This is a genomic window from Paenibacillus catalpae (assembly GCF_900112695.1).
GTDB classification, from domain to species: Bacteria; Bacillota; Bacilli; order Paenibacillales; family Paenibacillaceae; genus Pristimantibacillus; species Pristimantibacillus catalpae.
In genome coordinates, this window is record NZ_FOMT01000001.1 from 972,368 (window position 1) to 992,742 (window position 20,375).

Below are 20,375 nucleotides of genomic sequence, written 5' to 3' on the forward strand. Positions count from 1 at the left end.
CGGATAATGTTGAAGGGGGCTTAAGGCTGATGACTACACATGAACCAGATGCCCTTGCGAAGACAACACGAATTAACTTGTTATTTGACTTCTACGAGCCGCTACTCACGGAGAAACAGCGGACGTTCTTAAAATATTATTTCCACGATGATTACTCGCTCGGCGAGATCGCTGCTGAGTCCGGCATTAGCCGGCAGGCGGTATACGAACATGTGAAACGGGCGGAGCAGGTGCTTGAAGGCTATGAAGCCAAGCTTAATTTGCTGACAAAGCACGAAGCCATGCAGCGGCTGGCAGCCGGACTGGAACGTCAAGTTGCCGAGCTTCCGATCGACCATACATTTAAACAAAGATTACTTGATGATATCGAACAATTGACAAAGACGGAAATTACTTGTGTGACGGAGGTGACAAATCATGGCGGCATTTGAGAGCTTAACGAACCGATTGCAAAATGTGTTCAGCAAGCTGAGAGGCAAAGGTAAAGTAACGGAAGAGGATTTGAACGAAGCAATGCGCGAGGTGCGTCTTGCATTGCTCGAAGCCGACGTTAACTTTAAAGTCGTCAAGGATTTTATCGCCAAAGTGAAAGAGAAGGCACTTGGTCTGGATGTTTCGAAGAGCTTCACGCCAGGCATGGTCGTCATCGACATCGTTAACAAAGAGCTAACGGAATTGATGGGCGGCACGCAGAGCAAACTTGCGAAAGCGAACAAGCCTCCGACCGTTATTATGATGGTTGGTCTGCAGGGTGCAGGTAAGACAACCACAACAGGCAAGCTGGCCAAATTGCTACAGAAGAGCAATCACAAGCCGCTCCTCGTTGCGTGTGACATTTACCGTCCTGCGGCGATCAAGCAGCTGCAAGTGCTAGGCGAGCAGATCAATGCTCCGGTATTCTCCCTAGGCGATCAGACTTCGCCGGTTGAGATTGCGAAAGCCGGTCTTGCGCATGCCAAAGAAAATCATAATGATTATGTCATCTTCGATACCGCAGGCAGGCTGCATATCGATGAAGTGCTGATGGAGGAACTGAAGCAAATCCATCTGAACATAAACCCTGACGAAGTATTACTTGTTGTTGATGCTATGACAGGTCAAGATGCAGTTAATGTCGCGCAAAGCTTCCATGATCAGCTTGAGCTGACAGGCGTTGTGCTGACTAAGCTTGATGGCGATACCCGCGGCGGTGCGGCTTTGTCTGTCAAAGCGGTAACCGGCAAACCAATCAAATTCGCTGCAATGGGCGAGAAGATTGATGCGCTGGAACCATTCCATCCGGATCGGATGGCTTCCCGTATTCTCGGGATGGGAGATATGCTGTCTTTGATCGAGAAAGCACAATCGAACATTGATGCCGACAAAGCGGCAGAGATGGAACGCAAGATGCGGACTGCCGAATTTACATTCGACGATTTCCTTGAGCAGATGGCTCAAATCCGCAAGCTTGGTCCTTTGGATCAGCTGATGGACATGCTGCCCGGCATGAACAAGATGAAGGGCAACATGAAGGATATGAAGGTAGATGAGAAGCAGATCAACCGCGTTGAAGCGATTGTCCGCTCGATGACGAAGGCAGAAAAGCAAAAGCCGGAGCTTCTTAATCATAGCCGCCGTAAACGCGTAGCTGCAGGCAGCGGCACATCGGTTACAGAAGTAAACCGCCTCATCAAGCAGTTTGAAGATATGCGCAAGATGATGAAGCAATTCTCGTCCATGATGGGTCCTAAAGGTCCAAAGGGCGGAATGAAAGGTCTAAAAGGCATGCTTGGCAAAGGCGGCAAAGGGATGAAATTCCCGTTCTAATCGTTATACGGTTCGACAGTTGATTAACCGAAGGAGGTGAATTTCCATGGCAGTACGTATTCGTCTGAAACGTATGGGTGCTCACAAGGCTCCATTCTACCGCGTTGTCGTTTCTAACTCCCGTTCCCCACGTGACGGTCGCTTTATCGAAGAAATCGGTACTTACAACCCGGTTGCACAACCGGCTCAAGTAACGATTGACGAGGAGAAAGCATTGAAATGGCTGCAAACAGGAGCTCAAGCTTCTGATACCGTTCGCGACTTGCTTTCCAAAGCAGGTGTCCTGAAAAAGTTCCATGAGCTTAAGCAACAGAAATAACTGTTGAACAGCGGAGGGCCTTGAAATGAAAGAATTGATTCTTGTCATAGCAAAGGCGTTAGTGGATCATCCAGAGGACGTGCGCGTCAATGAGAGAGATGATGATCGCGGTACGGTGTACGAGCTGTCGGTTCATGCCGATGATATCGGCAAGGTAATCGGCAAGCAGGGACGAATTGCGAAAGCGATTCGTGCCGTCGTCACATCCGCGGCTATCAAATCGCAGAAACGCGTTATCGTAGACATCATATCGTAAATCCATACGATGCAGGGTTAGGATAATTATCCTAGCCCTTTTTCGTACAAATATAGATAGGCGGGTACATACTATGAGCAATATTAAATGGTTTACTGTCGGCAAGCTGGTGAATACCCATGGTCTTCGCGGTGAAGTGAAGGTGCTGCCACAGACGGATTTTGCCGATGTGCGGTTCGCGCCGGGCAGTAAGTTGTCTCTTCAGAACCTGGACAATGGACAGAAGCTGGAAGTTGAAGTGAGCAGTTCGCGTGAGCATAAAGGCATGTTTGTATTGAAGCTGAAGGGCTTCAATGATATTAATGAAGTGGAAAAATACAAGGGCTGGGTATTAAAGGTCGGCGAAGAGGATCTTGAACAGCTCGAAGAAGGCGAATACTACTACCATCAGATCATTGGCTGCCGTGTTGTAACGGAAGAAGGCGAGGAGCTTGGAACGATTTCGGAGATCCTGCGCCCGGGAGCGAATGATGTATGGGTTGTTGAACAGCCTAAGCGCAAACAGCTGTTGCTTCCCGTTATTGATGATGTACTGCTGAATGTCGATGTGGCGAGCAAAACGGTTACGGTGCGTTTGATGGAAGGGCTGATCTAATGATGCGTATTGATGTGCTAACGCTGTTCCCTGAAATGTTCGACGGCGTATTTGGCGCGAGCATCCTGGGAAAAGCAAAGGACAAAGGAATTGTGTCGCTTGAAGCGATTAATTTCCGTGAATATTCGAATAATAAACATAACACCGTTGATGACTATCCGTACGGTGGCGGCGGCGGAATGGTGCTCAAGGCAGAGCCGGTCTTTGGTGCTGTGGAGGATCTAATGGCCAAGAAGGAAGGCGGTTCACGTCCCCGCGTTATCCTGATGTGCCCGCAGGGCGAGACCTTTACGCAGAAGAAAGCGGAAGAACTGGCAAAGGAAGAGCATCTTGTGCTGATCTGTGGCCATTATGAGGGTTATGACGAGCGTATACGAGAATATTTGGTGACCGATGAGCTGTCGATTGGGGATTATGTACTAACTGGCGGCGAAATTCCTGCTATGACGGTCATAGACAGCGTTGTCCGGCTGCTCCCGGGGGTCCTTGGGAATGAGTCGTCGGCTGTGACGGATTCGTACAGCACGGGCCTGCTGGAGTACCCGCATTACACTCGTCCTGCTGTATTCAGGGACTGGGAAGTGCCAGAGGTGCTCATATCAGGCAACCATGCGAAGATTGAAGCATGGCGGCGCGAGCAATCTCTCCTGAGGACACTGAGGCGCCGCCCTGATTTGCTTGAGAAGGCAGAGCTGACCGATAAGGAACGTAAATGGCTGGCTACACAAGAGCAGAATCAAACCACATAAAAAAGAACCGTCATCCAGCCGATCAGGCGGAACAGGCGGTTCTTTTTTTTAGATGCTCGTCCAGTTACTTGGTAACGCGGTTTAGAACGCCTTCAAAACGTGTTGCTCCATCAGCAATTATTTCGCCTGGCTGTTCAGATAAGAATCTAACCTGTACATCGTCGCCGTTCTTCAGTTTTACGATAGTAGTTATATCTATGAAGCCACCACCCCCAGATTTAACTGCTACTGGGTCATTATTAACCGTAATGAAGAGGATTACTGATGAAGCAGCAGTTGGTGTGATGTTGAATAAGACACTTGCAACAAAGGTATAGATCCCGCTTCGTTTCGCACGAAAGGTTGAAGTGGCGGGGTTATACTCTCTCCCTAGGTCAAATTGTTCTTGGCTAAATTCAATTTGTATGAACGTACTAGCTGGAATCGGTTGGGTTTGGTTTGCCAATGCGCGGAAAGCCGATTTGCGGGAACGTTTTTTACAGCTTTTTATAGCGACAGATTTAACTGGTTTGCTTACCGCTTTTGCCGGTTTGCAGCCGTATCCGGATTTCTTTTTACTGGATCCCAATCCATATCCCGACGTACTTACAACTTTCTTGGTTTTGACACTGCCTTTGGCAGCAGCTTTGATTTTTACTGCTTGTTTCTTCATCGGCATTGTTCATTACCTCCATTCTGTTAAATTTGGATGATTGCTAAGCCTCGAATCTAGCAATACATTAATGTATGGCGGAATCCATTTGATAGAGACGGCGATAGCGGGGAAATCTATGAAATGGGCGGTATGCAAGTCCGATTTAACGGACCCGGAAGCCTTCAAAACGCGTACCCGTACTAGTCGAGATGAAACCTTCAGCACTCGTTTGAATGACGACTGTAACGGCATCTCCTTTGCGAAGTCGTACAATTCCAGTTGTAAGAACTATTCCACGTCCTGAGCTTAAAGTTTCAAGAGATGAGAGTTTTACATCATTATTTACTAGAACAGCTAAGGTAACGCTCACTGAAGTTACTGGCTCTGAACCAAATAATACGGATGCAGTGAAGCTATAGACACCATTTTGTTCTGGAGTAAAAGTGGATGTAGCGGGGTTGTACTCATTCTCTAAGTCAAATTCTTCTTGAGCATAAATGACCTGTGGAACTCTGGTGGATAAAACAGTTTGGAATTGGTTGGAGACTGCACGAAAAGCAGATTTTCGAATCGTTCTGGTTCGCTTACCTTTTTTGCGGTTTGAAGCACGGATCACAAGCTTTCCCTTTGTGCTGCTGCTCTTCTTGCTGTTTGAACTGCCTTTCACCTTGCTCTCAACTCTTTTAATCGACATAACATTGCCTCATTTCTATCCGTTTTTATACCTTACTATATGGAAGAGTTGAATTCATAGAGACGGCTGGAGCGGTGATGCCAGGAAATAAGGGCAATCCAGAGGCTTTGTGGTTTATGAATTCGACTGGAGTTTAATGAATAAACATTTTGGCAATATTAATGCTAGGGAAATTGGGTTTAGAGAATAATATAGGTTGAAAAAAGTTGTACACTGTGGTAAAATTTCAAATGTTGTTCGTATTAATCGGGCGGTCCGCTAATAGTGATGACACTGTTCAGATGGAGCAGAGAGAGCTATTAAGAACGTCTATGGTGGAAGGAGTGAAACTAAGATGAATCTTTTACAAACGATTGCGCAAGAACAGCTTCGTCAAGATCTTCCTAACTTTCGTCCAGGTGACACGTTGAAAGTACACGTTAAAGTTATCGAGGGCACGCGTGAGCGGATTCAGCTTTTCGAAGGCGTTGTAATTAAACGTCGCGGCGGCGGAATTAGCGAAACGTTTACGGTTCGTAAAATTTCTTACGGTGTTGGTGTGGAAAGAACTTTCCCACTGCATTCGCCTAAACTCGAGAAAATCGAAGTGGCTCGTCGCGGTAAAGTACGTCGTGCGAAACTGTACTACCTTCGCGAACTGCGCGGTAAAGCTGCAAGAATTAAAGAAATTCGTTAAGATTAAACGACAAGAGGGGCTTGCTCAAACAAGCTCCTTTTCGTTATTTTGTATGACTTGCTATGTACGAATAGGGACACTATAGAAAGAATGGAAAGAAGGCGTACTGGTGAATTCACAACAACATAATGAAGATTCGAATCAACAATCGGAAGTAATCGATGGATCTGTACTGAATACATCAGGACCCGCTGACGCAAAAAAAGGCGGACGTGCCTACAAGGAAATTGTAGACTGGATTAAGGCGCTCGCTATTGCTGTCATTCTCGTGTTTGTTATCCGTACATTTCTGTTCTCACCTTTTATTGTTGAAGGACCGTCTATGGAACCTAACTTCTACACGGGCGAACGTCTTATCGTAAATAAACTGATTTTCAAAATGCGCGAACCCCATCATGGAGAAGTTGTTGTCTTCCATGTGCCGGATCAAGGCAGAGACTTCATTAAGCGGGTCATCGGTGTACCTGGCGACACGATCAAAGTTGTTGGGGACGATGTCTTCATCAATGAGCAAAAAGTGGATGAGCCTTACATTAAAGAAGCCATCGAATCCGCTCATGCAAATGGTGAACTCTATAACACAGGTCCGGATTTCCCGAATGCGAATGTATCGGAGTCCGTTGTGCCTGACGGTAAAATATTCGCTATGGGCGACCATCGCGGTAATAGCCAAGACAGCCGTGATATCGGCTTCGTGTCTGAGAAAGAAATTATCGGCCGGGCGGATGCCATGTTCTGGCCATTAAATAAAATCAGCATCATTAAGCACTACAAAGTGCACTGGTAATGTTGCAATGAGGTGAGGAAATGACCATTCAATGGTTTCCCGGTCATATGACCCGGGCAAAACGGCAAATACAAGCGAAGTTAAAACTAATCGATATTGCCATTGAGCTATTGGATGCGCGTGTTCCGCTTTCCAGCCGTAATCCTATGGTTGATGAGATTTTGAGCGGCAAGCCGCGGCTGATTGTTTTGAATAAGTCGGATCTAGCTGATCCGAAGGTCACAGAGCAATGGATCGAATATTTCAAGTACGAAGGTCATGAAACGGTAGCAGTTGATTCTTCGACAGGAACGCGTATTGGAGATATTCCAATGAAGGCGAAGGAAATCCTGAAGGAGAAAATCGATCGCCAGTTGTCAAAAGGGATGAACCCTCGCGCAATGCGTGGATTGATTGTTGGTATTCCGAATGTTGGTAAATCTACGCTGATCAATCGTTTGGCTGGACGTAATATTGCCATTACAGGCGATCGGCCGGGGGTAACGAAGGGCCAGCAGTGGATTAAAACGAACTATGAGATGGACTTGCTGGATACACCGGGTATTTTGTGGCCGAAATTCGAAGACGAGCTGGTTGGCTTTCGCCTTGCAATGACAGGTGCAATTAGAGAGCAAATCCTGAACGTGGAAGACATTGCGTTCTTCGCGGTTCGTGAGCTTGCGGAACGATATTGGCCGGCCTTGAAGGAACGATTCGAGCTTGACACACCGCCTGCTGATCCGACAGATTCGGATGAGATCGTTCGGATAATGGAAGATATCGGACGCCGCAGAGGCTGTCTGGTGAGCGGAGGACATGTTAACCTGGAGAAAGCATCCGGCATTATTTTGCGGGAGCTTCGTGCAGGTAAGCTTGGACGTATTACGCTGGAAGCGCCTTTCCCGGCAGCAGCAGGAAGACCGGGGGAGTAGAGAACGTGCTGGAATATGAACAAAGGTTATGGGACGAGGGATATTCCGCAATTGCCGGCGTAGATGAGGTAGGAAGAGGCTGCTTGTTCGGAGATGTTGTCGCGGCTGCGGTTATTTTACCGCCTCATCTTGTGCTTGAAGGTGTTAATGATTCCAAGAAGCTGTCGGAGAAAAAGCGGAATGAGCTCTATGACATCATTCTAGATCAAAGTCTCGCTTGGGCTGCGGCCCGTGTGGATGCGGAGACCATCGACAGGATCAACATTAAGCAGGCAGCAAGGCTTGCTATGAAGATCGCGCTGGAATCTCTGCAGACAGAGCCGGATTACTTGCTGGTTGATGCGGAAAAGGTGGATATGCCTAAGCCGCAGCTTGCGATTATTAAAGGGGATGCAACGAGCCAGTCGATTGCAGCCGCTTCGATTATCGCTAAAGTAACACGCGACCGGCTGTGCGAGAATGAGTGGGAACCATTATATCCGGAGTACGGGATTGCGATACATAAGGGATATGCGACCAAGCTCCACCGGGAGCGGCTGCTCGAATATGGAGCAAGTCCGCTTCACCGCAAGTCTTTTTTAGGTAAAATATTTGTAGAACAACAACAGCTATTTTAAAATTCCTTATACATTTGTGTGCAAAGACAGCGTATGGCTTGCTTTAAAGCGATACGTTGTCTTTTTTTTTCTGGCGAATTGGGGTTAGGTGTTTATTCAAATAACTTCTTCATTGAACGAGGCGAAAAGCCGATAAATAAAGTAACAAATTGTACGTTGTGACATTAACGGTTATGCCACAGCGGAAGAAGGTGACCAAATGAACATTGGGCAAATGGTAAGAGGGCTGCTGGGCGAAGCCTCGGGCAGCGGGGATACCCGAAAGCTGGAGCTTAAGCCGGGACAGGTTGTCAGAGGAGTCGTCTTGCAGGTATTTGATAATAATGAAGCAACTGTTCAAATAAACGGAGTGCAGGTGCGTGCCGTTCTGGAGCTTCCTCTAGAGCCTGGCAAGTTTGCCATGCTTCAGGTGCAGCCGCAATCGGCAGGCGGCATGGTTGTTCTGAAGCAGGTTGAGAATCAGGCGGGTCTTGATGATGCATTGAAGGAAAATTGGCTGAAGCAAAGCGGATTACCCGATCTGGAGTGGGCAAGCAACATCTTGAAGGATCTGAGAAAAGACGGTGTCCCGATGAACCGGGATACGTTTGCTGCATTGCGGGCGGCTTCGGGAGCCATGCCTCCCGAAGCAGATGCCGAGCAATGGTTGCAGGCGGCTGCGGCCGGGCTAAAGCGCGGGCTGCCGATGTCAGCCGGCACGGTAAATGCGCTGCAGCAAGTGATGTTCGGGCGTCCGGCGCACGAACTGCTTGATTCGCTGCAGCAGCAGCTTGCAGTCATCGCCGGCGAAGCATCCGGCGATGACGCGGGCGCAGCCGCGCCGCGGGCTGGCGCAGCCGGCAGCGCGCCGCAGACGCTGCCGCAGCTGGCTGCGCGGCTTACGGCGCTGCTAGCCGAAGGCGCAGCGCTGCAAAGCGCCGCGGCCACGGCGGAGCAGCCGCACGCGGCAGCAGTGCCGCAGGCGCCGGCAGCGGCAGGCGCAGCAGCCGCGCAGCGTGCCGATGCAGCAGGCGCGGGCGGCCAAGCCGCGCCAGCGTCGGCGCCAGCGCCAGCGCCTGCCGCGGCGGAGCCCGCGGAACAAAGCACGTTGCAGCAGGCCGCGCGTCCTGGCGCGCCAGCTAACAATTGGCTGGGTCAGTTGATGAAATGGATGGGCGTCGACTACGAGAACCAATTGTCGAAGCAATTGCCGGCACCGCTGGCCCAGGGAGCTGTCCTAATTCCCGAGCACGAAGCTGCTGCCGCAAAAGGCAACAATGCAGCGAATGCACAGGAGTTGGTTGAATCGGAACCTGGACGGAGCCAAAGCCCGGCTGAGCCCGTGCGTCAGCAGGCGGTACAGGCTGAAGTCCGCTCATCGGAGACGCGTCCAAGCTCGAATAACCAGCAGATTCCGGCACAGCAGCAGGAACAGACTGAAGGGACAGTTCCTCATGATAAGGACCAGAAGCTTGTCCATGCTGAGAGGCACCGTGATTTAACGGCGTCAGGAATTACCTCTCAACAGCTTAGTTCGGAAAGCATGAGCTCAGAGGATGTGAAGCAGCCAGCTGCACAGGAGTCTCTCAAGAGTACGCTGCTCGCTATTGCTTCCTCCAGCGATGCGCCTCCAGCTTTGCGCGAGGCTGCTCAGCAGCTTGTGCAGCATATTACGGGGCAGCAGCTTATGTTAACGCCGGAGCGTAACGGCGCGGTCTTTTCTCACCTGACCATGTTTGTTCCACTCGTTGGTCCAGATGGCAATCAAACGGCCTCTGTTCATATTCAAACGAGAAGAGGGCGCCAAGGTCAGCTGGATGCAGCGAATTGCAGGTTGTTATTTGATTTGTCTATGAAGACATTAGGGCCAACGCTGGTTGACGTGAATGTGATGGACAAAATCGTCAGCCTCACCTTATGGAATGATCATCCCGCGATTTCAGCTCTTGTTGATTCCACCCGGGCAGAAATGACCGCAAGTCTTAATCAAGCTGGCTATCAGCTCTTGTCTCTTCGGGCAACACCAACAAGGACGAACAACGAAGAGGGAGAAGAGGTAAGGCTTAGCGTGCCGGATCCGGCTCAATTCGTGAACACGCGCTACAAAGGAGTCGACTTACGAGCATGAGTTCGGAGCAGAAGAGCGGCAAGGAGAAAAAATCGGTTCGAAAGGCTGTAGCGCTTAAATATGAGCCTGGCGTCAATAAAGCGCCGGTCGTAACCGCTAAAGGCAGAGGATATTTGGCCGAGCAAATATTGGAACAGGCGGCAGAGCATAATGTGCCGGTACAGCAGGATTCGTCATTAGTTGAGGTATTGTCCAAGCTTGATGTCGATCAGTCTATTCCGCCTGAGCTCTATACGTTAGTAGCCGAGATTTTAAGCTTTGTCTATCGGTCAGACCAAAAAGCGAGGGATATAGATGAGTGAGGACCGAAGAAGGCATACCGGACAGGCTGGGGAGGCGGCAGCCTGTCAGTACCTTGAGATTGAAGGATATACCATTATCGAACGGAATTGGCGCTGCCGCTCCGGCGAGATTGATATTATCGCAGCAATCGATAAAACCCTAATTTTCGTTGAGGTAAGAACAAGGCGGGCAGGAGGGCGATTCGGCACGGCGGCCGAATCGGTAGACCGACGCAAGCAGCAGCAGGTAGCGCTAATCGCCCAGGTGTATTTGCGAATGCGTCAATTGGCCTATCCGCCAATGCGTTTTGACGTCATAGCGGTGATGATGAACCATGATGATTCCATAAGCGAAATAAAACATATAAAAGCGGCCTTCTAGTGTGTAGAAAGCCGCTTTTATCCTTTTATAAATCAAGTCTCCGGTATTGAATGGCTTCTGCTAGATGGACATCTTCCACCCACTCGCTGCCTTCCACATCCGCAATTGTTCTTGCCAGCCGCAATATTCGGTCATACGCACGCATGCTGATATTCAGCACGGTTAGGGCATTATCGAGCAGTTCGAATGCTTCTTTCTTCATTAGAATAGAGCGCCGAAGAGCGGTGCCGGACAATCGCATGCCTGACTTTAGGCCCAGCTCGTTGTCTCTTTGTTCTCTTCTGGCTCTGGCTTGCAGCACCTGCTGCCTCATTTGAGCAGAGCCCACTGCTGGCGCATCGCCTGACCCGCCTTCCAATTCAATCGGCCTTGGCACCTCGAGCTGTATATCGATCCGGTCCAGCAGCGGTCCGGACATCTTGCTTCTGTATTTGGCAATCGCAGAATCACTGCAGGTGCACCTTTTTTCCGTTGTTTCATGCCCTGCGTAACCACAGGGGCAAGGATTAAACGACACTGCTAACATTAGCTTGGCCGGAAAATGAAAAACAGCTCTGGAGCGTGCAATAGTAACGATACCGTCCTCCAGCGGCTGACGCAGTACCTCAAGTACCGTCCGGGAGAACTCCGGCAATTCGTCAAGATACAGCACGCCATGATGAGCCAGGGTAACCTCGCCCGGCTTCGGCACGGAACCGCCGCCAATCAAACCGCCAGCGGATATGGTGTGATGGGGGGAGCGGAATGGCGCTATCCGGATCAATCCTCTCGCATCTGTAGATAGCTTGCCAGCCGCGCTGTAAATCTTGGTCACTTCGAGCGCTTCTTCCTCGGTAAGCGGCGGAAGTATGCCGGGAAGACGGCGGATCATCATCGTCTTACCCGTTCCTGGAGGCCCTGCGAACAGGATGTTGTGTTTCCCTGCAGCTGCAATTAACAACGCGCGCTTGGCCTGTTGCTGCCCGTATACATCGCTGTAATCGCTATATCCTTCAGCATGCTCCTCTTCAGCTGCAGCCGAGGCGTTCAGCCGGCTGGCTGCAGCATCGAACCGGATATCTGACCATGCTTCTGCCCCCTTGTTAGGAGTAAGCAGCTCCTTCAGATGGGTAATGGCATACAGCTCCATGTCCGTTATCCATGCGGCTTCCCTCGCGTTAGCAAGCGGAAGGAGCACCTTCCGGATCCCTGAACGTTTCGCTTGCTCAATCATGGCTAATACGCCGGGTACAGGCCTAATCTCACCATTTAGGGAAAGTTCTCCAATCAGCATCGTTTGTCCGAAAGGCCGCGCTTCCAGCTGTCCGCTTGCGGTTAAGATACCTGCCGCAATTGCAAGGTCAAATGCCGTACCTTCCTTGCGCAGATCCGCCGGTGCGAGATTAACGGTAATTCGGTCAAGAGGGAAGGAGAAACCGCTGTTCTTGATCGCTGCCCGAACCCGTTCCACGGATTCCCGTACGGCAGGATCCGGCAGTCCAACAACACTGACTTGAGGAAGTCCGCTTGCGATATCTACCTCTACCGAAATTCCTTTTCCTTCCACGCCAAGCACACTGCTGCTATGCATTAAACTGAACACAACAAAAAGCACCTCCAAATAATGGGATGAAGGTGCTTCCTTACGTCCGTATCTCGTTTTTATAAAGTTATCGTTAACGACATCATAGTGGAAGAATCACAAGTCTGTCAATAATGGAAAAAGAAGTATGAATTCTTCTAAAAAATAGGGCATACTACGGGGGGCCGTCGGTTGTTTAATCTCATTTTGAGATCAAATCCATATCAAAAAACCAAAACCCGAAGGGTCGAAATATGGCATAAATAATGCTACAATAATTAAGGTTTGTGTACATATGACTGAAGTCGAGTCTGTGAAATGGAGGATTTCAAACAATGAATATCCATGAGTATCAAGGCAAAGAGGTCCTGAAACAGTACGGTGTTGCTGTTCCAGAAGGAAAGGTAGCGTTCTCCGTTGATGAAGCGGTAGAAGCAGCTCAAGCACTGGGTACCCCGGTGGTAGTGGTAAAAGCGCAAATTCACGCTGGCGGCCGCGGTAAAGCGGGCGGCGTTAAAGTAGCGAAAAACATCGATGAAGTTCGTGCATATGCCAGCGAAATTCTTGGCAAAGTGCTCGTTACTCATCAAACTGGCCCTGAAGGTAAAGAAGTGAAACGTCTTCTTATCGAGCAAGGCTGCGACATCAAGAAAGAATACTATGTAGGTGTTGTTATTGACCGTGGTACAGGCCGCGTAACGATGATGGCTTCTGAAGAAGGCGGCACGGAGATTGAAGAAGTAGCAGCTCATTCGCCTGAAAAAATCATCAAAGAAGTTATCGATCCTGCAATTGGTCTGCAAGTGTTCCAAGCACGCAAACTTGCTTATGCAATCAACATTCCTAGCGAACTTGTTAACAAAGCGGTTAAATTCATGATCGCTCTGTACACGGCCTTTGTTGACAAAGATTGCTCGATCGCTGAGATCAATCCGCTTGTTGTTACTGGCGACGGCAATGTTATGGCCCTTGACGCTAAGCTGAACTTCGATTCCAACGCACTCTACCGTCACAAAGATATCGTGGCGCTTCGCGACCTGGAAGAAGAAGATGCAAAAGAGATCGAAGCATCGAAATATGACCTGAGCTACATTGCCCTTGAAGGCAATATCGGCTGTATGGTTAACGGCGCTGGTCTTGCAATGGCAACTATGGACATCATCAAATACTACGGCGGCGACCCTGCCAACTTCCTGGACGTAGGGGGCGGCGCTACAAAAGAGAAAGTAACGGAAGCGTTCAAGATCATTCTGTCCGATGAGAACGTAAAAGGTATTTTCGTTAATATCTTCGGCGGCATTATGCGTTGTGACGTAATCGCTGACGGCGTTATTGCTGCTGCGAAAGAGCTTGGCCTGGACCGTCCGCTGGTTGTAAGACTGGAAGGTACTAACGTTGAGCTTGGTAAAAAAATGTTGAACGAATCGGGATTAAACATTGTTGCAGCTGACTCGATGGCAGACGGCGCGCAAAAAATCGTTAATCTCGTCAAATAGTACGAATTCATTAACGGGGATGTGAAATTCGATGAGCATTTTGGTCAATAAAGACACAAAAGTAATCACTCAAGGGATTACAGGCGCAACTGGCTTGTTCCATGCGAAAGGCGCATTGGAATACGGTACGCAAATGGTAGGCGGCGTAACTCCTGGTAAAGGCGGCACTAACGTCGACATCACGCTGGAGAACGGCAAAGTTGTATCTCTTCCGGTATTCAACACGGTAGAGCAAGCGGTAGCAGCAACTGGTGCAACAGCATCGGTAATCTATGTACCGCCAGCATTTGCAGCTGACTCGATCATGGAAGCGGTAGACGCCGGTCTTGATCTTGTTATCTGTATTACCGAAGGCATTCCGGTTCTGGACATGGTTAAAGTAAAACGTTACATGGAAGGCAGCAAAACGACTCTGATCGGTCCTAACTGCCCAGGCGTTATTACACCAGACGAGTGCAAAATCGGCATTATGCCGGGCTACATTCATACAAAAGGCCATGTAGGCGTTGTATCCCGTTCGGGAACGCTGACTTACGAGGCGGTTCATCAGCTTTCGACCCGCGGCATTGGTCAATCTTCCGCGGTTGGTATCGGCGGCGACCCTGTTAAAGGCTCCGAGTTTATCGATATCCTGAACCGTTTCAACGAAGATCCGGATACTTATGCGGTAATTATGATCGGTGAGATCGGCGGCACGGCAGAAGAAGAAGCTGCTGAGTGGATCAAAGCGAACATGAAGAAGCCGGTTGTAGGCTTCATCGGCGGCGCTACAGCTCCTCCGGGCAAACGTATGGGACATGCGGGCGCCATTATTTCCGGCGGTAAAGGTACTGCTGCAGAAAAAATCGCGACTTTGGAAGCATGCGGCATTAAAGTTGCTCCAACGCCTTCCGACATGGGCTCTACTCTTGTATCGGTGCTTGAAGCACAAGGCCTGCTTGAGAAATGCACGACTGGTGTAGCACAAGCCTAGCAGCACACAATAAGCATATTAATGAAGCGAACGTAAATTGGCTGCGTCACTCTATAAGTGGCGCAGCGAACCGTTTCGCGGATGAAATATAAGCCCAGTATAGCGAAAAACCATATACTTTCTTATATTTTAAAGGTAAGCAACCTTTCAATGCCCTTTTAGGGCTTGAAAGGTTGCTTTTTTTTGTGAAAATTTCGGGTCGACTTGCATTCTTTTGCCATGTAACGCAGAATAGGAAGGAATGCAGGCTGATCTCCACTAAGGAGAGGACAGCTGTAATGACGCTAAATGTTGATAAATGTAAGCAGATGGTTATCATGCTGCATGAATGTTCGGGGATTGGATGGCATACCGTTCAGAAAGCGGTTGCTCATAAAGCTTGGGAGTCGCTTGAGGGTACAAACGAAGCGGATTGGCTTGCCATAGGCTTCGGACGCGCACAAGCAGAGACCGCGGCCAAAAGATGGAGTGAGCCATTCGACTGGTCTCAAGCGCCTTATATCCGTGCACAGGAGCTTGGCGCAGCCGTCCTTACACCATATGATGAGGAATACCCGGATGACCTGCGCAGGATACCGCAGCCGCCATGGGTGCTTTACGCACTTGGGAGACTAGAACTGCTGAAGAGGCCGTCCATCGCGATGGTGGGTACAAGAAATCCCAGCGCCTATGGCCGACACACCGCTCTGTCGCTCTCTGAGCAGCTTTCTCAGCAAGGTTTGACGGTTGTTAGCGGTCTTGCCCGAGGGATCGACAGCAAAGCCCATGAAGCGGCTTTACGGGGCGAAGGAAGCACGATAGCTGTGCTGGCGAGTCCCGTCGATCATTGTTATCCGGCCGAGAACCGGTCGCTGTACCAGCAAATTATCCGGGAAGGGTTGATTCTGTCAGAGTCACCGGTCGGTTCACCGTTACATCCCGGAATGTTTCCGCTTCGCAACCGGATCATAGCAGGAGTATCCCTGGGTACGATTGTTGTCGAGGCAGCGAAGGGCAGCGGTTCGCTGATAACAGCAGACCAGGCGCTTGAGATGGGGCGGGACGTATTTGCTATACCCGGGCCAGTCTCTTCACCTAAGAGCGAAGGGCCAAACAGTCTAATCCGTGAGGGAGCAAAGCTCGTCAGCAGTGTCAGTCATATTCTAGAGGAATACAGCTGGCTGCATGAGAAGCTCGCGGCTTTGACAGAACCGAAGCTATCGATTGCCAGGGCAGCAAACCTGAGTGCCGAAGAGCAGAGAATCATCGATCTGCTGCGCGATCGTCCGCTTACAATTAACGAATTGCACCAGCTTACGATGATCCCTTTTGGACATTTAAGCGCACTTCTGATAAATTTATGTATAAAACGGAAAATCGAACAACAGCCAGGGGCAGTTTATATAGCGTTGTAACATGTAGTGAGAGAGGGGGCGCCTAACGTGGCAGATTCATTAGTAATCGTAGAATCACCGGCCAAAGCCAAAACGATCGGCAAATATTTGGGCAGCAAATATATCGTTAAAGCATCGATGGGCCATATTCGCGATTTGCCCAAAAGTCAGACTGGCGTCGAAGTAGAGAACGGTTTTCAACCGAAATATATTACGATCCGCGGCAAGGGCAGTGTATTGAAAGAATTGAAGGATGCAAGCAAGAAAGTGAAACATGTCTTTCTTGCAGCCGACCCCGATCGCGAAGGAGAAGCGATCGCTTGGCATCTGGCTCATTATCTGGAACTGGACGAGTCGGACACCTGTCGTGTTGTATTTAATGAAATAACGAAGCAGGCCGTAAAGGATGCTTTCAAAACTCCGCGTAAAATTAACATGGATCTCGTAAACGCCCAGCAAGCCAGACGGATCCTGGACCGGCTTGTCGGTTACAAGATTAGTCCTCTTCTATGGAAAAAGGTCAAGAAAGGATTATCTGCCGGCCGTGTACAATCTGTATGCGTAAAGCTGATCATTGACCGCGAGAATGAGATTGATGCCTTTATTCCGGAGGAATACTGGTCGATTACCGCTAAGCTTACCCAGCAAGGCATACCGTTCGAAGCAAAGTATCATTCGATCAAAGGCGAGAAGCGTGAGCTGGGTAGCGAGCAGGAGATGCAGACTATTCTGGCAGCATTATCCGGCAACCAGTTCAAGGTAGCCGAAGTCAAAGAGAAAGAACGTCTCCGCAATCCCGCACCGCCGTTTATTACAAGCTCACTGCAGCAGGAAGCAGCTCGTAAGCTCGGATTCCGCGCTTCCAAGACGATGTCAGTTGCTCAGCAGCTGTATGAAGGCGTTGAGCTCGGCAAGGAAGGGACAGTTGGTCTCATTACCTATATGAGAACGGACTCGACCAGGATCTCTCCTGTCGCCCAGGAAGAAGCGAAGGAGTACATCGAGGGCAAATACGGCCCGACGTATTATCCTGAGCAGCCGCGCGTCTATCTTAAAAAGAACAGCAATGCCCAGGATGCCCATGAAGCGATCCGGCCAACGTCGACGCTTCGTGATCCTGAATCGATGAAACCGTTCCTCAGCCGCGATCAGTTCCGTTTGTATAAGCTGGTGTGGGAACGGTTCGTTTCCAGCCAAATGGCGTCCGCCATACTGGATACAATGACGGTGGATCTGGCATCAGGCGATGTGATTTTCCGCGCAAGCGGGTCCAAAATCAAGTTTGCCGGCTTTATGAAGGTGTATGTTGAGGGCAATGATGATGGCACAGAGGAAGAGCACAAGTTCCTTCCGCCGTTTGCAATCGGGGATGTAGTCACCTCCGATTCCATTGATCCAAAGCAGCACTTCACCCAGCCGCCGCCGCGTTATTCCGAGGCAAGACTGGTCAAGACGCTCGAGGAGCTTGGAATAGGCCGTCCTAGTACGTATGCTCCAACGCTCGAAACGATTCAGAAACGCGGTTACGTTGCGATTGAAGAGAAGAAGTTTATTCCAACCGAACTTGGTGATCTGGTTAATCAGCTGATGGAGGAATTTTTCCCTGAAATTCTCGATTCCGAGTTTACGGCGAAGATGGAAACGGATCTTGACCATGTTGAAGATGGAGTTGAGGATTGGGTTCAAGTTCTTTCTTCCTTCTACGAATCTTTCGAGAAGCGGCTGGAAGTAGCCGAGGAGGAAATGAAGGAAATCGAGATCCAGGATGAGGTTTCGGATGAAATTTGCGAGAAATGCGGCCGCCACATGGTGTACAAGATGGGCCGCTTCGGTAAATTCCTTGCCTGCTCCGGATTCCCGGACTGCCGCAATACGAAGCCAATCGTCAAGGATATCGGGGTCATTTGCCCGAAATGCGCTAAAGGCAAGATTATCGAGCGCCGCAGCAAAAAGGGACGGATCTTCTACGGCTGCGATACTTATCCGGCCTGCGACTATGTGTCCTGGGATAAGCCGACGAACAAGCCATGTCCGAACTGCGATTCGATGCTTGTCGAGAAACGCAACCGCAGCGGTGCGAAGCTCATATGCCCGTCCTGTGATTATTCGGAAGAAATTGTGGAAGATGACCAAGAACAAGCTTAAACTAAAGAAACAGATGCGGCCACACTAACAGTCCTCCCTTTGCAGGGAGGACAGCTGTGTTTTCAATGCCGTGCAACATATATTGGAGGTCAATACATTGTCACATCAACAACCAGTCATCGTAATTGGAGCAGGTCTAGCAGGAAGCGAGGCAGCCTGGCAAATAGCATCCCAAGGGGTGCCTGTCATTTTATACGAAATGCGTCCTGAGACCAAGACACCTGCCCATCATACTAAAAACTTTGCAGAGCTCGTATGCAGTAACAGCTTGCGTGCGAATGGCCTTGCCAACGCAGTTGGCGTATTGAAAGAAGAGATGCGCCGCCTGGACTCCCTTATTCTCGGCAGTGCTGACCGTCACGCCGTACCGGCAGGCGGCGCACTCGCCGTTGACCGCGACGGCTTCTCCGGTGAAGTGACGCGTCTGCTTCATGAGCATCCGCTTGTTGAGGTCCGTAACGAGGAAGTTACTGACATCCCAGAGGACAGCATTGTTGTTATTGCAACTGGCCCGCTTACCGCACCTTCCTTGTCCGAGAAGATCCGCAACCTGCTTGGCGAAGAATATTTCTATTTCTATGATGCGGCAGCTCCAATCATTGAGAAAGACTCCATTGATATGAGCAAGGTTTATCTGGCTTCCCGTTATGACAAGGGCGAAGCTGCTTATCTGAACTGCCCGATGACGGAAGAAGAGTTCGAGATCTTCCATGAAGCACTGATTACAGCGGAGACGGCAGCACTCAAAGAGTTCGAAAAGGAAGTTTACTTCGAAGGCTGTATGCCAATCGAAGTAATCGCAAGCCGCGGCAAGCAAACGGTGCTGTTTGGACCGATGAAGCCGGTTGGTCTTGTTAACCCGCATACAGGCAAGCTCCCACACGCAGTTATTCAACTTCGCCAAGATAATGCAGCGGGCACTCTTTACAACATGGTAGGCTTCCAGACGCATCTGAAATGGGGCGAACAGAAGCGGGTATTCTCGCTGATCCCTGGTCTTGAGAATGCAGAATTCGTCCGTTACGGCGTAATGCACCGCAATACCTTTATTAACTCGCCGCGCATGCTCGAGCCGACTTACCAGCTCAAGAACCGCAGCACATTGTTCTTTGCAGGGCAAATGACTGGTGTTGAAGGTTATGTGGAATCGGCCGCTTCCGGCCTTATTGCCGGTTTTAACGCAGCGAGACTGGCTCGTGGACTTGATCCGCTGGTATTGCCGGAAGATACAACATTGGGCAGCATGGCTCATTACATTACGACGGCTGACTTCAAGCATTTCCAGCCGATGAATGCGAATTTTGGCTTATTCCCGCCGCTTGAGAACCGCATTCGCAACAAGAAGGAAAAGAATGAAGCTATTGCTAATCGGGCGCTGGATAGCCTGGAGCGCTTCAAGAAGGAACATTTCGATCATCTTAACGTATAGAGTATTTGTTGAGATATAGGAGGGCGAAGAGATGGAGATGGAATTTCACGCCACCACGATATGCGCGGTGCGTCACGAAGGTAAAGGAGCTATTGCCGGAGATGGTCAGGTAACCTTCGGAAACAGCGTCGTGATGAAAAATAAAGCGAAAAAAGTTCGCCGTTTGTATCGCGGGCAAGTTATTGCCGGTTTTGCAGGTTCAGTTGCTGATGCGATTACCTTGTTCGAGAAATTCGAAGCAAAGCTGGAGGAGCATCACGGCAACCTTCAGCGTGCGGCTGTTGAGCTGGCCAAGGACTGGCGCTCTGACCGTATTCTCCGCAAGCTTGAAGCCTTAATGCTGGTCATGGACCAGACGGGACTCCTGCTGATATCGGGCAACGGGGAAATCATTGAGCCGGATGACGGCATATTAGCCATCGGCTCGGGCGGCAATTACGCTCTCTCAGCTGCTAGAGCGCTGCAGAAGCATGCTTCCCATTTGGACGCCAAAGAGATTGCGAGAGCAGCTCTGGAAACGGCTGCCGACATATGCGTTTATACGAATCATAATATTATTGTAGAAGAAATTGGCTGAAGCGGAG

The 20,375-nt window shown here is 49.8% G+C and carries 22 protein-coding genes; 19 read left to right on the plus strand and 3 right to left on the minus strand.

Annotation, left to right across the window (positions count from 1 at the left end):
- The first annotated feature begins 29 nt into the window (after positions 1-29).
- The 6 genes from ylxM (at position 30) to trmD (ending at position 3,725) form a co-directional block, all read left to right on the plus strand.
- Complete coding sequence (ylxM, locus tag BM200_RS03900) at positions 30-431, plus strand: YlxM family DNA-binding protein (RefSeq protein ID WP_091181523.1); 402 nt, start codon at positions 30-32, stop codon at positions 429-431.
- The gene (gene ffh, locus BM200_RS03905; RefSeq protein ID WP_091181526.1) at positions 418-1,806 is read left to right on the plus strand and encodes a signal recognition particle protein; all 1,389 of its coding nucleotides are present in this window, start codon (positions 418-420) and stop codon (positions 1,804-1,806) included. Before ylxM ends, ffh begins: the two co-directional genes overlap by 14 nt.
- Before the next feature lie 46 nt (positions 1,807-1,852).
- Entirely contained in the window at positions 1,853-2,125 is a 273-nt protein-coding gene (gene rpsP, locus BM200_RS03910) for a 30S ribosomal protein S16 (protein WP_015845058.1), read from the plus strand.
- 25 nt (positions 2,126-2,150) lie between these two features.
- A complete protein-coding gene (locus BM200_RS03915) occupies positions 2,151-2,381 on the plus strand; it encodes a KH domain-containing protein (protein ID WP_091181527.1) in 231 nt (76 codons plus the stop codon).
- A 73-nt stretch (positions 2,382-2,454) separates the two neighbouring features.
- A complete protein-coding gene (gene rimM / locus BM200_RS03920; protein WP_091181528.1) occupies positions 2,455-2,976 on the plus strand; it encodes a ribosome maturation factor RimM in 522 nt (173 codons plus the stop codon).
- Between the two features lie 2 nt (positions 2,977-2,978).
- Positions 2,979-3,725 (plus strand): tRNA (guanosine(37)-N1)-methyltransferase TrmD, encoded by a 747-nt coding sequence (gene trmD / locus BM200_RS03925; RefSeq protein ID WP_091183482.1) that lies wholly within the window; start codon positions 2,979-2,981, stop codon positions 3,723-3,725.
- Positions 3,726-3,789: 64 nt separating this feature from the next.
- Here trmD and BM200_RS03930 read toward each other — a convergent pair whose 3' ends face one another.
- Together BM200_RS03930 and BM200_RS03935 are read right to left on the minus strand one after the other, a co-directional pair.
- Positions 3,790-4,383 carry a C1q-like domain-containing protein gene (locus BM200_RS03930; protein WP_091181529.1) on the minus strand — a complete coding sequence of 198 codons (594 nt, stop codon included), beginning with the start codon at positions 4,381-4,383 and terminating at the stop codon, positions 3,790-3,792.
- 139 nt (positions 4,384-4,522) lie between these two features.
- Positions 4,523-5,053, minus strand: coding sequence for a C1q-like domain-containing protein (locus BM200_RS03935; RefSeq protein ID WP_091181533.1), 531 nt, complete (start codon positions 5,051-5,053; stop codon positions 4,523-4,525).
- A gap of 334 nt (positions 5,054-5,387) precedes the next feature.
- Here BM200_RS03935 and rplS point away from each other — a divergent pair, with 334 nt between their 5' ends.
- From rplS to BM200_RS03970, 7 genes are all read left to right on the plus strand, one after another.
- Positions 5,388-5,729, plus strand: coding sequence for a 50S ribosomal protein L19 (gene rplS, locus BM200_RS03940; protein ID WP_091181535.1), 342 nt, complete (start codon positions 5,388-5,390; stop codon positions 5,727-5,729).
- A 109-nt stretch (positions 5,730-5,838) separates the two neighbouring features.
- Complete coding sequence (gene lepB, locus BM200_RS03945; protein ID WP_091181536.1) at positions 5,839-6,516, plus strand: signal peptidase I; 678 nt, start codon at positions 5,839-5,841, stop codon at positions 6,514-6,516.
- 20 nt (positions 6,517-6,536) lie between these two features.
- On the plus strand, positions 6,537-7,427 hold the full coding sequence (gene ylqF / locus BM200_RS03950; protein ID WP_091181538.1) for a ribosome biogenesis GTPase YlqF: 891 nt from the start codon (positions 6,537-6,539) through the stop codon (positions 7,425-7,427).
- A gap of 5 nt (positions 7,428-7,432) precedes the next feature.
- Positions 7,433-8,044, plus strand: a complete 612-nt coding sequence (locus BM200_RS03955; RefSeq protein WP_091181539.1) for a ribonuclease HII — start codon at positions 7,433-7,435, stop codon at positions 8,042-8,044.
- 199 nt (positions 8,045-8,243) lie between these two features.
- A complete protein-coding gene (locus tag BM200_RS03960) occupies positions 8,244-10,151 on the plus strand; it encodes a hypothetical protein (RefSeq protein ID WP_091181541.1) in 1,908 nt (635 codons plus the stop codon).
- A complete protein-coding gene (locus BM200_RS03965; protein ID WP_091181542.1) occupies positions 10,148-10,453 on the plus strand; it encodes an EscU/YscU/HrcU family type III secretion system export apparatus switch protein in 306 nt (101 codons plus the stop codon). The genes BM200_RS03960 and BM200_RS03965 overlap by 4 nt, the downstream gene beginning before the upstream one ends.
- Entirely contained in the window at positions 10,446-10,814 is a 369-nt protein-coding gene (locus BM200_RS03970) for a YraN family protein (protein ID WP_091181544.1), read from the plus strand. Before BM200_RS03965 ends, BM200_RS03970 begins: the two co-directional genes overlap by 8 nt.
- 25 nt (positions 10,815-10,839) lie before the next feature.
- Here BM200_RS03970 and BM200_RS03975 read toward each other — a convergent pair whose 3' ends face one another.
- Positions 10,840-12,396 (minus strand): YifB family Mg chelatase-like AAA ATPase, encoded by a 1,557-nt coding sequence (locus tag BM200_RS03975; RefSeq protein WP_091181546.1) that lies wholly within the window; start codon positions 12,394-12,396, stop codon positions 10,840-10,842.
- A gap of 314 nt (positions 12,397-12,710) precedes the next feature.
- Here BM200_RS03975 and sucC point away from each other — a divergent pair, with 314 nt between their 5' ends.
- The 6 genes from sucC to hslV all read left to right on the plus strand — a co-directional run bounded on the left by sucC (position 12,711) and on the right by hslV (position 20,368).
- Entirely contained in the window at positions 12,711-13,871 is a 1,161-nt protein-coding gene (gene sucC / locus BM200_RS03980) for an ADP-forming succinate--CoA ligase subunit beta (protein ID WP_091181547.1), read from the plus strand.
- 31 nt (positions 13,872-13,902) lie between these two features.
- Positions 13,903-14,844: a succinate--CoA ligase subunit alpha gene (gene sucD / locus BM200_RS03985; RefSeq protein WP_091181549.1), complete on the plus strand. Its 942-nt coding sequence runs from the start codon at positions 13,903-13,905 to the stop codon at positions 14,842-14,844.
- Between the two features lie 278 nt (positions 14,845-15,122).
- On the plus strand, positions 15,123-16,238 hold the full coding sequence (gene dprA / locus BM200_RS03990; protein ID WP_091181551.1) for a DNA-processing protein DprA: 1,116 nt from the start codon (positions 15,123-15,125) through the stop codon (positions 16,236-16,238).
- A 27-nt stretch (positions 16,239-16,265) separates the two neighbouring features.
- On the plus strand, positions 16,266-18,362 hold the full coding sequence (topA, locus tag BM200_RS03995) for a type I DNA topoisomerase (RefSeq protein WP_091181552.1): 2,097 nt from the start codon (positions 16,266-16,268) through the stop codon (positions 18,360-18,362).
- Positions 18,363-18,459: 97 nt separating this feature from the next.
- Positions 18,460-19,791, plus strand: coding sequence for an FADH(2)-oxidizing methylenetetrahydrofolate--tRNA-(uracil(54)-C(5))-methyltransferase TrmFO (trmFO, locus tag BM200_RS04000; protein WP_091181554.1), 1,332 nt, complete (start codon positions 18,460-18,462; stop codon positions 19,789-19,791).
- 31 nt (positions 19,792-19,822) lie between these two features.
- Positions 19,823-20,368 carry an ATP-dependent protease subunit HslV gene (gene hslV / locus BM200_RS04005; RefSeq protein WP_091181557.1) on the plus strand — a complete coding sequence of 182 codons (546 nt, stop codon included), beginning with the start codon at positions 19,823-19,825 and terminating at the stop codon, positions 20,366-20,368.
- Positions 20,369-20,375: the final 7 nt, after the last annotated feature.